8 protein-coding genes are annotated in these 13,205 nt (G+C 69.8%); 6 read left to right on the top strand and 2 right to left on the bottom strand.

The window, feature by feature from the left end; all coding sequences use genetic code 11:
- Positions 1-147 precede the first annotated feature (147 nt).
- Entirely contained in the window at positions 148-1,155 is a 1,008-nt protein-coding gene (locus ACZ5VQ_RS34570; protein WP_190232243.1) for an aldo/keto reductase, read from the bottom strand.
- 75 nt (positions 1,156-1,230) lie between these two features.
- On the opposite strand from ACZ5VQ_RS34570, the gene ACZ5VQ_RS34565 reads away from it, so the two are divergent.
- From ACZ5VQ_RS34565 to serA, 6 genes are all read left to right on the top strand, one after another.
- Positions 1,231-2,172, top strand: a complete 942-nt coding sequence (locus ACZ5VQ_RS34565; protein WP_469108391.1) for a 2-hydroxyacid dehydrogenase — start codon at positions 1,231-1,233, stop codon at positions 2,170-2,172.
- Positions 2,173-2,577: 405 nt separating this feature from the next.
- Positions 2,578-5,538 carry a putative bifunctional diguanylate cyclase/phosphodiesterase gene (locus tag ACZ5VQ_RS34560; RefSeq protein ID WP_469108390.1) on the top strand — a complete coding sequence of 987 codons (2,961 nt, stop codon included), beginning with the start codon at positions 2,578-2,580 and terminating at the stop codon, positions 5,536-5,538.
- 239 nt (positions 5,539-5,777) lie between these two features.
- A complete protein-coding gene (locus tag ACZ5VQ_RS34555) occupies positions 5,778-7,634 on the top strand; it encodes an acetolactate synthase large subunit (protein ID WP_362075478.1) in 1,857 nt (618 codons plus the stop codon).
- Positions 7,635-7,659: 25 nt separating this feature from the next.
- Positions 7,660-8,187, top strand: coding sequence for an acetolactate synthase small subunit (gene ilvN, locus ACZ5VQ_RS34550; RefSeq protein WP_469108389.1), 528 nt, complete (start codon positions 7,660-7,662; stop codon positions 8,185-8,187).
- Positions 8,188-8,317: 130 nt separating this feature from the next.
- On the top strand, positions 8,318-9,316 hold the full coding sequence (gene ilvC, locus ACZ5VQ_RS34545) for a ketol-acid reductoisomerase (protein WP_143640586.1): 999 nt from the start codon (positions 8,318-8,320) through the stop codon (positions 9,314-9,316).
- A 457-nt stretch (positions 9,317-9,773) separates the two neighbouring features.
- Complete coding sequence (gene serA, locus ACZ5VQ_RS34540) at positions 9,774-11,363, top strand: phosphoglycerate dehydrogenase (RefSeq protein ID WP_189843650.1); 1,590 nt, start codon at positions 9,774-9,776, stop codon at positions 11,361-11,363.
- Between the two features lie 233 nt (positions 11,364-11,596).
- On the opposite strand, the gene ACZ5VQ_RS34535 is transcribed toward serA, so the two are convergent.
- A complete protein-coding gene (locus ACZ5VQ_RS34535; protein ID WP_469108388.1) occupies positions 11,597-13,177 on the bottom strand; it encodes an MFS transporter in 1,581 nt (526 codons plus the stop codon).
- Between the last annotated feature and the right edge of the window lie 28 nt (positions 13,178-13,205).

The raw sequence follows: 13,205 nt of genomic DNA, 5'->3' as shown, positions 1-13,205 counted from the left end.
CGCGGCAGGTTCTACTTTTCATACACCGCTCGCGCCTCATGGGTTCCCGATCACCGAACCCCGAAGCGACGAACTCCGAAACGCGGGGCCCGCGCGAACCGTGCCATTGGGTCCCAAGGGCTCCGATCGGTGCCGGGCGGAACCCTCTCAGTCCCAGGATCCCCGTGCCGAAGGCAGTCCCGCCACCTCCGCGAGATCCTCCGTCGTCAGACGCAGTCCGGCCGCCCCCGCGTTCTCCGCGGCCCAGCACTCCCGCTTGGTCCCCGGCACCGGCACCACGTGCCGCCCTCGCGCCAGTACCCACGCGAGCGCCACCTGCGCGGGAGTGACGTCCGCCCCCTGGGCCGAGTGCCGGGCGGCTATGCGCCGCAGACCGGCGACTATCGGCTGGTTCGCGGCCATCATCTCGGCGGTGAAGCGGGGGTGCCGGGCCCGTACGTCGTCGGGTTCGAAGCCCTCGCCGGGGGTGAGCGTCCCGGTCAGGAAGCCGTTGCCGAGCGGCATCGCCGCCAGGAAGCCGACGCCGCGCGCCTCGCACCACGGCAGCAGCCCCTCCAGCGCCTCCGGCGACCACACGGACAGCTCGGCCTCCACCGTGCTCACCGGGAAGACCTGCTGCACCCGCTCCAGCTGGCGGATCGTTCCGTCGTGCAGCCGGGCTCCCGAACGGCGGTGGGAACGCGCACCCACCGCGCACAGCCCGAGCGCCCGCACCTTGCCGGCCGAGACGAGGTCCGCCATCGCGCCCCATGTCTCCTCGACCGGCACCTCCGGGTCGGCGCGGTGCAGTTGGTACAGGTCGATGACGTCCGTCTGGAGGCGGCGCAGCGAGGCGTCGCACGCCCGCTTCACATAGCCGGGGCGGCCGTTGGCCACGATGTGCTGTTCGCCAACCAGGAGGCCGACCTTGGTCGACACGAAGGCCTCGGAACGCCGCTCCTTGAGTGCCCGTCCCACCAGCAGCTCGTTGGTGAACGGTCCGTACATGTCGGCGGTGTCCAGAAGCGTCGCGCCCCGGTCGAGGGCCGTGTGCACGGTCCGCAGCGACTCGTCGCCCCGCTGCCGCGAACCCGAGTACGCCCAGCTCATCGGCATGCACCCGAGGCCGACAGCCCCCACCTCGAGCGCCGCCGCCCCGATCGTCCTGCGCTCCACCTGGCCGTGCCCTCCCTTTCCTGGCACCCCAAACTAACCTCTGCGTCCCCAGGTGCTTCGCATAGCCTCCTGACCATGACGTACGAAGTGTGGCTTCCGTTTCACGCAGACGATCTCGACGGCCTCCCCGACGGCCCCAACTACCGCTACTGGAACGGTGAGCAGGACTTTCCCGCCGATCCCGCCGACTGCGCCTTCTATGTCGTGCCCTACATGAAGAGCAGCGACATCTCGGTGCGCCCCCTGGCCGAAATGACGTCCGTCCAGGTCGTGCAGACCCTGTCCGCCGGTATCGACCACGTACAGCCGGGCCTGCAACTGCTCCCCGAGGGCGTGAAGTTGTGCAACGCGCGCGGGGTGCACGACGCGAGCACCGCCGAACTCACCCTCACCCTGATCCTCTCCTCGCTGCGAGGCATCCCCGACTTCGTCCGTGGGCAGGACAGCGAGGAGTGGCGGTCCGGATTCCGTCCCGCGCTCGCCGACAAGTCCGTACTGATCGTCGGCTACGGAGCGGTCGGTTCGGCCATCGAGGACCGGCTCGTTCCCTTCGAGCTCGCGCGGGTGGCGCGCGTCGCGCGCTCCGCACGCGAGACGGCGCGCGGTCCCGTGCATCCGATCACCGCCTTGCCCGAACTCCTCCCGGAGGCCGATGTCGTGGTGATCATCACGCCCCTCACCGAGCAGACGAAAGGCCTGGCAGGGGCCGACTTCCTGGCCCGGATGAAGGACGGCGCCCTGCTCGTGAACGTCTCCCGCGGCGGAGTCGTCGACACCAAGGCGCTCCTCGCCGAGCTGGAGAGCGGCCGGATCACGGCCGCCCTGGATGTCACCGATCCCGAGCCGCTGCCCCCGGGACACCCCTTGTGGCACGCGCCGGGCGTCCTCATCAGCCCCCACGTGGGCGGCCCGACCTCCGCGTTCTTCCCGCGCGCCAAGCGGCTCCTGGGCGACCAGTTGAACCGTTTTGTGAACCGGGAGCCGCTGCGGAACGTGGTCCTTACGACGGGCTCCTAGTCCTCCTCCACCCTCGGCCGCGCCCGAGCGGGGACCCCGCCGGGCACCCTCCGCAGTCCTCCGAATGCGGGACGTGTCCGCATTCCCGCTGGTCGTTACGGAGCGTAGAGAGACTATGTCCCTGAGTGACGAGACTGGTGTATCGTCCCGACAGGGGCTGCGCCGCGCACGTTCGGCGCCGGGGAGCGACAGACAGCAACAGCGAGGGGGGCGACGGGCGATGCACGGTCTATGGACCAACGATCCGACGCGGCGGGGCCGCCGACGGCGACCCTGGCGCCTACCGACGCACAGACGCGGTCACAGCGGCCATCACCACCGAAGGCCCGGCGGTCGCAGGAGGCACGCACATCCGGCACGCCGGGACCAGAGGGACTCGGGGGCGGCACGGTCCGGAGAGACACAGTGAGCTCCCCGGCGGCGCTGCCGGCCCGTCGTCCGGTCCCCGGGGGCGGAGCGGGTGTCGTACCGCAACTCGTGCTGGCCCTGGTGTGCGCGGGATACGCCGTCGGTTCCGCGCTCGGCTGGGGATCACCACGACTCGCCCTGATCATGGGCGACTTCGGGCTGAGTGCGGCGGCCGCCACCGCGGCCGTCTCCTGCTTCCTCTGCGCCCGCACCCCTCGCAGCCGCTTTCGACCCGCATGGCTGCTCTTCGCGCTCTCCTCCGCCATGGCGGCGGCGGGCAACTTCGTCTGGGGCTGGTACGAGGTCGTACTGGAAGCCCCGGTGCCCAGCCCGAGCTACGCGGACCTGTTCTTCCTGTGCTTCGCACCACCGGCCATCGTGGGACTGCTCGTCCTCGCCAAACGGCCGGTGAGCAAGGCCGGCTGGGTCTGTCTGGGTCTGGACGCCTGGCTGATCGGCGGCTCGCTGCTCACGCTCTCCTGGAGCCTTGCGCTCGCCCAGGCGGCGAAGGCGGAGGGTCCGAGCGTCCCGCACACCGCGCTCTCGCTCGCGTATCCGCTGCTGGACATCGCCCTGGTGAGCATGGTGCTCGCACTGCACTTCAGGCGCTCGGCCGTGAACCGCTCCGCGGTGAACACCGCGATCGGCGCCCTGGCTCTGACGGTCATGTGCGACGCCCTGTTCACCTCACCGCTGATGCACAACGACTACCGCTCCGGGCAACTGCTCGACGCCGGCTGGTTCGCCGGATCACTACTGCTCGCGTACGCCCCCTGGGTGGGGCAACGACGCGGACACACGGAAGAAGAGGGGCACACGCGCGTGGTGTACGGCTACGTGCCCGGGCCCCAACAGGGACAACCGGCACACGTGCCCCTCCAGGAAGGAGGTCACAGTCGGTATCCGGCCGGCCGGCCCATCAGCAGTTCACTGGCGGCACTCACTCCCTACCTGGCCGCCGCCGTCTGCACGCTGGGCATCCTCTACAACGTGCTCAACGGCCGCAGCGTCGACCGCGTGGTGCTCGTCACCGGCGGCACGGTCGTCCTCGCCCTCGTCGTGCGCCAGGGCATCATGCTCCTCGACAACATCACCCTCACCCAGGAACTGGCCCAGAAGGAGAACCACTTCCGCTCCCTGGTGCAGGGCTCCAGCGACGTCATCATGATCGCCGCTCCGAACGGCATCCTCCGGTACGTCAGCCCGGCCGCGGCCGGGGTCTACGGACGGCCCGCCGAGGAACTCGTCGGCTCCGAACTCGCCTCGCTGATCCACCCGGAGGACCTGGGCTGTGTGGTGCACGAGGTGCGCCGCTTCCTCGCCGCCAGCCCCGGCGAGGAACCCACCACCCGCATCGAGTGCCGCTTCAAGTCCGGCGGTGGGGGAGGCTGGCTCAACGTCGAGTCGACCGTCAACCGCCACCACGGCGGCCTCATCTTCAACAGCCGGGACGTGACCGAACGGGTCCGCCTCCAGGCACAGCTGCAGCACAACGCCGAGCACGACCCGCTCACCGACCTGCCCAACCGCGCCCTGTTCACCAAGCGCGTCGGACAGGCGCTTTCCGGCCGCCGTTCCTCCGACCGCGGCACCGCCGTCCTCTTCATCGACCTCGACGGCTTCAAGGCCGTCAACGACACCATCGGGCACCAGGCCGGCGACGAACTGCTCGTCCAGGCCGCCCGCAGACTCCAGGACGCCGTCCGGAAGAGCGACACAGCCTCCCGGCTCGGCGGCGACGAGTTCGCGGCCCTGATCGTCGGCGACGGCGGCCGCGACCGCACCGCACGCGAGCACCAGATCTTCGAACTCGCCGACCGACTGCGCGTGACCCTCTCGCAGCCGTACACCATCGACGGCAACGATGTCCGGGTCGCCGCCTCCATCGGCGTCGCCTTCTCCGAACCCGGTCTCGGCGCGGGCGAGCTGCTGCGCAACGCGGACCTCGCGATGTACCGCGCGAAGGCCGCGGGCAAGGGGCGCGTCGAGCTGTACGCGCCCCAGATGCAGCAGGACGTCGTACGGAAGGCCCAGCTGGCCACCCGGCTGCGGGCAGCCCTGCACGACGGCGAGTTCGCGCTGCTGCACCAGCCCGTGGTCTCCCTCGACACCGGCCGGATCACGGCGGTCGCGGCCCAGGCGCGCTGGCGCTCGGCCCAGGGCGTGCTGTTCACCCCCGCCGAGTTCCTGCGCGTCGCCGAGGACAGCGAGCGCACCGCCGAACTGGGCCGCTGGATGCTGGAGGAGGCCGTCGAGCAGGCCGCCGAGCGTGCCGCCACGGGGCTCGCCGTGCCCGTCACCGTCCGGATGACCGCCCGCCGGCTCCTCGACCGGTCCATGCCCCTCGGATCCGTCGAGGCCCTGCTGACCCGGCACGGCCTGCCGTCCGGTGCCCTTGTCATCGAACTGGCCGAAACCGATCCCAAGATCTCCCTCGACGAGCTGGAGCGCCGACTCAACGCGCTCAGGCGGCTGGGCGTCCGGATCGCCCTGGACGGCTTCGGCAACGGCTACGCCACGATCACCGCACTGCGCCGCCTCCCCGTCGACGTACTGAAACTGGACCGCGGTCTGGTGGAGGGTGTCGTCGAGTCCGCCCGGCTCCACAAGATCACCAGTGGACTGCTGCGTATCGCGAACGACCTGGGCCTGCAGACCGTGGCCGCCGGCGTGGACCTGCCCGAGCAGGTCATCGCCCTGCGCTCGATGGGCTGCACCCACGGACAGGGCAACGCGTTCTCCGGACCCCTGGACGAGTACCGACTGCGCCGCGCCCTCGCGGCCGGCGCCTACCCCGTGCCTCACGGCCCCGTGGAACCGATCTTCGTGGGAGGCGGCAGCAGCGGTGTCTACGCAGGTGGGAGTACGAGTGCGTACGTGGCCGGAGTGTCCTCGGCCGCGTACGGAACCGGTACGGCCCTCCGCTCACATGATGAGACTCCCGTCCCACCCACTTGACACGCACTGCGTGCCGGGGGGAGGGTCTGTGCCATGCGCACCCGAATTCTCGTACTTGGAAAGCGCGTCGGCTGAGCTGGGAAGCACCGGATCGATGACCCGGAACTCCCAGCGACCGCACCCGGCGCGCTCCCCTCGCTTGCCTCACGGCACGAGGGGTTTTTTGTTGCACAGGTGCAGGCCGAGCAGCAACTGAACACCGCACAAACCTCGCAAAAACCCTCAGCATCGAGAAGAGAATGCCGATGACCGAGCAGGCCACCGGGGCCCACCACCCGCAGCCGCGGCCCCGTTCCGGAGGACAGCAGTCCGCCCCCGAGCAGGTGACGGGAGCGCAGTCCCTCATCCGTTCTCTCGAGGAGGTCGGGGCCGAGACGGTATTCGGCATTCCCGGCGGTGCGATCCTTCCGGCCTACGACCCGCTGATGGACTCCCGGCGGGTGCGCCACGTGCTCGTCCGCCACGAGCAGGGCGCGGGCCACGCGGCCACCGGCTACGCGCAGGCCACTGGCAAGGTCGGCGTCTGCATGGCGACCAGCGGTCCCGGCGCCACCAACCTGGTGACCCCGATCGCCGACGCGCACATGGACTCGGTGCCGCTCGTGGCGATCACCGGCCAGGTCGCGTCCAAGGCGATCGGTACGGACGCCTTCCAGGAGGCGGACATCGTCGGCATCACGATGCCGATCACCAAGCACAACTTCCTCGTCACCAAGGCCGAGGACATCCCGCGGACGATCGCGGAGGCCTTCCACATCGCCTCCACCGGCCGCCCGGGCCCGGTCCTGGTCGACATCGCCAAGGACGCCCTCCAGGCGCGCACCACCTTCCAGTGGCCGCCCGCCCAGGACCTGCCCGGCTACCGCCCGGTGACCAAGCCGCACGCCAAGCAGATCCGCGAGGCCGCCCGGCTGATCACCCAGGCCAAGCGGCCCGTCCTGTACGTCGGCGGCGGCGTCCTCAAGGCCGGTGCCACCGCCGAGCTGAAGGTCCTCGCAGAACTCACCGGAGCGCCCGTCACCACCACACTGATGGCGCTCGGCGCATTCCCCGACAGCCACCCGCTGCACGTGGGAATGCCGGGCATGCACGGTGCGGTCACCGCCGTCACCGCGCTGCAGAAGGCCGACCTGATCGTCGCCCTCGGAGCCCGCTTCGACGACCGCGTCACCGGCAAGCTGTCCAGCTTCGCTCCGTACGCAAAGATCGTCCACGCCGACATCGACCCGGCGGAGATCGGCAAGAACCGCGCCGCCGACGTCCCGATCGTCGGGGACGCCCGCGAGGTCATCGCCGACCTGGTCCAGGCCGTGCAGAAGGAGCACAGCGAGGGCCAGACCGGCGACTACACCGCGTGGTGGAAGGACCTCAACCGCTGGCGCGAGACCTACCCGCTCGGCTACGAGCAGCCCGACAACGGTTCGCTCTCCCCGCAGCAGGTCATCGAGCGCGTCGGACAGCTCGCCCCCGAGGGCACGATCTTCGCGGCGGGCGTCGGCCAGCACCAGATGTGGGCCGCGCACTACATCCAGTACGAGAAGCCCGCGACCTGGCTGAACTCCGGCGGCGCCGGGACGATGGGCTACGCGGTCCCGGCCGCGATGGGTGCCAAGGCCGGCGCCCCGGACCGTACGGTCTGGGCGATCGACGGCGACGGCTGCTTCCAGATGACCAATCAGGAGCTCACGACCTGCGCCCTGAACAACATCCCGATCAAGGTCGCCATCATCAACAACGGCGCCCTCGGGATGGTCCGCCAGTGGCAGACCCTCTTCTACAACCAGCGGTACTCCAACACCGTGCTGCACTCCGGCCCCGACGCCGACGGAAAGCAGCCGAGCGCCGGCACCCGCGTCCCCGACTTCGTCAAGCTGTCGGAGGCCATGGGCTGCTACGCGATCCGCTGCGAGTCCGCGGACGACCTGGACAAGGTCATCGAAGAAGCGAACTCGATCAACGACCGTCCCGTCGTGATCGACTTCATCGTCCACGAGGACGCCATGGTGTGGCCGATGGTCGCCGCCGGCACCTCGAACGACGAGATCCTGGCCGCCCGGGACGTCCGCCCGGACTTCGGCGACAACGAAGACGACTGAGAGCCGTAGGTAAAGGAAGCAGATCATGTCCAAGCACACGCTCTCCGTCCTGGTGGAGAACAAGCCCGGTGTCCTCGCCCGGATCACGGCCCTGTTCTCCCGCCGCGGCTTCAACATCGACTCGCTCGCCGTCGGCGTCACCGAGCACCCCGACATCTCGCGCATCACGATCGTGGTGAACGTGATCGAGGAACTGCCGCTCGAACAGGTCACCAAGCAGCTCAACAAGCTCGTCAACGTCCTGAAGATCGTCGAACTGGAGCCGGCCGCGGCCGTTCAGCGCGAACTCGTTCTGGTGAAGGTGCGCGCCGACAACGAGACGCGCTCCCAGATCGTCGAGATCGTCCAGCTGTTCCGCGCCAAGACCGTGGACGTCTCCCCGGAGGCCGTCACCATCGAGGCCACCGGCGGCAGCGAGAAGCTGGAGGCCATGCTCAAGATGCTGGAGCCGTTCGGCATCAAGGAGCTCGTCCAGTCCGGCACGATCGCCATCGGCCGCGGCGCCCGGTCCATCACCGACCGTTCCCTGCGCGCCCTCGACCGGTCCGCGTAGGCCTCGTACGACTTCACGTACGACCCGTATGTGAAGTCGTACGCGCCCGTATTCCGAGACCCCGAAACTTCCCTTCCCCCTCCCGCCGTACGGTGGGACGCAACACCCAGCACACATAGGAGAGAACCCAGTGGCCGAGCTGTTCTACGACGACGACGCCGACCTGTCCATCATCCAGGGCCGCAAGGTCGCGGTCATCGGCTACGGCAGCCAGGGCCATGCCCACGCGCTGTCGCTCCGTGACTCGGGTGTCGACGTCCGGGTCGGTCTGCACGAGGGCTCCAAGTCCAAGGCCAAGGCCGAGGAGCAGGGCCTGCGCGTGGTGACCCCGTCGGAGGCCGCCGCCGAGGCCGACGTCATCATGATCCTCGTTCCGGACCCGATCCAGGCCCAGGTGTACGAGGAGTCCATCAAGGACAACCTCAACGACGGCGACGCGCTGTTCTTCGGCCACGGCCTGAACATCCGCTTCGGCTTCATCAAGCCCCCGGCCGGCATCGACGTCTGCATGGTCGCCCCGAAGGGCCCGGGCCACCTGGTCCGCCGCCAGTACGAGGAGGGCCGCGGCGTTCCGTGTATCGCGGCCGTCGAGCAGGACGCGACCGGCAACGGTTTCCCGCTGGCGCTCTCGTACGCCAAGGGCATCGGTGGCACGCGCGCGGGCGTCATCAAGACGACCTTCACCGAGGAGACCGAGACCGACCTGTTCGGTGAGCAGGCCGTTCTCTGCGGTGGTACGGCCGCGCTGGTCAAGGCGGGCTTCGAGACGCTGACCGAGGCCGGCTACCAGCCGGAGATCGCGTACTTCGAGTGCCTCCACGAGCTGAAGCTGATCGTGGACCTCATGTACGAGGGCGGCCTGGAGAAGATGCGCTGGTCGGTCTCCGAGACCGCCGAGTGGGGCGACTACATCACCGGCCCCCGCATCATCACGGACGCCACCAAGGCCGAGATGAAGAAGGTCCTGGGCGAGATCCAGGACGGCACGTTCGCCCAGCAGTGGATGGACGAGTACCACGGCGGTCTGAAGAAGTACAACGAGTACAAGCAGCAGGACGCCGAGTCCCTCCTGGAGACGACCGGCAAGGAACTGCGCAAGCTGATGTCGTGGGTCAACGACGACGAGTGACTCCGTCGGTTCGGCCGTGGTGTCGGGGCTGCCCGGCGCCACGGCCGTGCCCGTCCGCCCGTGGTGCCGCCACGGGGCTCCGCCCCGGACCCCGCTCCTCAAACGCCGGAGGGGCTGGATCATCCACGTCCGGGTGATCCTTCTGCGGAGGCGTAAGAACAGCACCGCGCCGCCACTAGACTGCTCCACTACATACGCGTCGGGCCCACAGCGTCGTGCGTCTTCCACGCGGCAATCGCGACACCGAGGAGTTTCAGGCACGTCCCCACGCCGCCCGGCGCGCACTCTCGCTGCACCGGTCAAAGGCCCGAGTAGCTCCGCTACGAGGACCTTCGCCCGGCACACCGAGAGCACGCACCGAACGACGCGGGAACGCACCCGGAACTCCCCGGCGCCGCTCCCTCCACCGCATGCGGCCGTCGGGACGGCCGTCCGCATTGGACCTGTGAGGACTCACGTGAGCTCGAAACCTGTCGTACTCATCGCTGAAGAGCTGTCGCCCGCGACCGTCGACGCCCTGGGCCCGGACTTCGAGATCCGGCACGCGAACGGCGCGGACCGCGCCGAACTGCTGCCCGCCATCGCCGACGTCGACGCGATCCTGATCCGTTCCGCGACGAAGGTCGATGCCGAGGCCATCGCCGCCGCGAGCAAGCTGAAGGTCGTCGCACGAGCCGGCGTCGGCCTGGACAACGTCGACGTCTCCGCCGCCACCAAGGCCGGCGTGATGGTCGTCAACGCCCCCACCTCGAACATCGTGACCGCCGCCGAGCTGGCCTGTGGTCTGCTCCTGGCCTCCGCGCGTCACATCCCGCAGGCCAACACCGCGCTCAAGAACGGTGAGTGGAAGCGCTCCAAGTACACCGGCGTCGAGCTCGCGGAGAAGACCCTCGGTGTCGTGGGTCTGGGCCGCATCGGCGCGCTCGTCGCCCAGCGCATGTCGGCCTTCGGCATGAAGGTCGTCGCCTACGACCCGTACGTACAGCCCGCGCGGGCCGCGCAGATGGGCGTCAAGGTCCTGTCGCTGGACGAGCTGCTGGAGGTCTCCGACTTCATCACCGTGCACCTGCCCAAGACGCCCGAGACCGTCGGTCTCATCGGCGACGAGGCGCTGCACAAGGTCAAGCCGTCGGTGCGGATCGTCAACGCCGCGCGTGGTGGGATCGTCGACGAGGCCGCGCTGTACTCCGCGCTCAAGGAGGGCCGCGTCGCCGGCGCCGGCCTCGACGTGTACGCGAAGGAGCCCTGCACGGACTCCCCGCTCTTCGAGCTCGACGAGGTCGTCTGCACCCCGCACCTCGGTGCCTCCACGGACGAGGCGCAGGAGAAGGCCGGTATCTCCGTCGCCCGCTCGGTGCGCCTCGCGCTCGCCGGTGAGCTGGTCCCGGACGCGGTGAACGTCCAGGGCGGTGTCATCGCCGAGGACGTCAAGCCTGGTCTGCCGCTCGCCGAGAAGCTCGGCCGTATCTTCACCGCCCTCGCGGGCGAGGTCGCGGTCCGCCTCGACGTCGAGGTGTACGGCGAGATCACCCAGCACGACGTCAAGGTGCTCGAACTCTCCGCGCTCAAGGGCGTGTTCGAGGACGTCGTCGACGAGACCGTGTCGTACGTGAACGCCCCGCTGTTCGCGCAGGAGCGCGGTGTCGAGGTGCGGCTGACCACGAGCTCGGAGTCCTCGGACCACCGGAACGTGGTGACCGTGCGCGGCACCCTCGGCGACGGCCAGGAGGTCTCGGTCTCCGGCACGCTCGCCGGACCCAAGCACCACCAGAAGATCGTCGCGGTCGGCGAGTACGACGTGGATCTGGCGCTCGCCGACCACATGGTCGTCCTCAACTACACCGACCGTCCCGGTGTCGTCGGCACCCTCGGCCGGATCCTCGGCGAGGCGGGCATCAACATCGCGGGCATGCAGGTCGCCCGTGCGGACGTGGGTGGCGAGGCTCTGGCCGTGCTGACCGTGGACGACACGGTTCCGCAGACGGTGCTGACGGAGCTGGCTGAGGAGATCGGCGCGACGCAGGCCCGGTCGGTCAACCTCGTGTGAGGATGCCCGCCACTGGGGGCTGCCGCCCCCAGACCCCCGCTTCGGCCTGAACGGCCTCGTCCTCAAACGCCGGACGGGCTGAAAGGGCGTGGCTGGGTTAAAAGATTGCGCAGTTCCCCGCGCCCCTGAACAGGGGCGCGGGGAACTGCGCAATCTTTTTGCGGGGGTTCGGGGGCGGAGCCCCTGAGTCAGGGACGGGAATGGGTAGGGGCGGCGGGGGCGAAACCTGTTGGTCAGACGCAGACCTTCTCCGGCTCGGCGGACTCCGTCTCCCGGACGCGGACCCGGCGCAGGGTCACCGCCGCCAGTACCGCCGCGCCCAGCAGGAGCAGCGCGCCCGCGATCGCGGCGGCCTGCATTCCGCTGGTGAAGGCCTCGCGGGCCGCGCTCACCAGGGCGTCACCCGCGCGGCCCGGCAGCTGCGGGGCCACGGCGAGGGCCGCGCCGAGGGTTTCGTGGGCCGCGGCAGGAGCCGCGTCCGGGATGTCGTGGCGGTACACCGCGGTACCGATGGAGCCGAGGAGCGCCATACCCAGCGCACCGCCGAACTCCGCGCCGGTCTCCAGGACCGAGGAGGCGGTGCCCGCCTTCTCCACCGGTACGGTGCCCAGCGCCAGGTCCATCATCTGGGACATCACGGTGACGATGCCGGCGGCGATGACCCCGGCCCCGGCGAGGACCAGCCACAGCGAGTCCGTACCGGCGGCCGTCAGCATTCCGTAACCGCACGCCGCGAGGACGAAGCCGCCGGAGACGACGTACGCCCGGTTGACTCCCCGCTGGACGAGTTGCGCGGCGACCGGTGCGGCGACGCCGACCAGCACGGTGGGCAGCAGGCCCCACAGCGCGGCCTCCATGGAGCTCTTGCCGAGCACCGACTGCAGGTACTGCGTGGTGAAGAGCGCCGAGCCCATCATCCCGAACGAGGACAGCAGGTTCAGCGAGACGGCCGGTGCGAAACCGCGGCCGCGGAAGAGCGAGGGCGGGATCATCGGCGACTCGATCGTGCGCTGGCGGTGGACGAAGAGCGCGGCGAAGAGCAGACCGATGGTCACCGACAGGACGTAGCGGACGTTCCAGCCCTCCGAGGGGATCTCCTTGAGGCCGTAGATCATCGGCAGGACGGCTGCCATGGACAGCGGCACGCTCAGCAGGTCGAAGCGGCCCGGCGCCGGGTTCTTCGACTCGGGGAGCAGAATCGGGCCGAGGATCAGCAGGAGCACCATCGCGGGCAGGTTCACCAGGAAGACCGAGCCCCACCAGAAGTGCTCCACGAGCACTCCGCTCATGACCGAGCCGAGCGCGACGCCGGCCGTCATCACGCCGGACCACAGGCCGATCGCCTTGGAGCGCTGGGCCTGGTCGGTGAAGAGCGTACGGACGATCGCCAGCGTGGACGGCATCAGCGTCGCGCCGCCGATGCCGAGCACCGCGCGCGCCGCGATCAGTGTCTCGGCGCTGTCGGCGTACGCCGCGACCAGCGAGGCCGCGCCGAAGGCGGCGGCGCCGACCAGGAGCAGCCTGCGGCGGCCGATGCGGTCGCCGAGCGAGCCCATCGTCATCAGCAGCCCGGCGAGCACGAACGCGTACATGTCGAAGATCCACAGCTGCTGGGTGCCGGTCGGCTCCAGGTCCGCGCTGATCTGCGGGATCGCGAAGTAGAGGACCGAGACATCCATGGAGACCAGGAGCAGCGGCAGCATCAGGACGCCGAGCGCGGTCCATTCGCGGCGTCCGGCACGGGTGGGAGTGCCCGGGGTGCCCGAGGCGGGCGTGGACGGAGGGACCGGGTTGGGCGCGCTGGGATTCGTCATGTCGAGGAATGTACGGGCGTCTTAAACG

The sequence above is a fragment of the Streptomyces sp. NPDC033178 genome (assembly GCF_055577685.1).
This window is presented reverse-complemented; position numbering and strand designations above follow the sequence as displayed.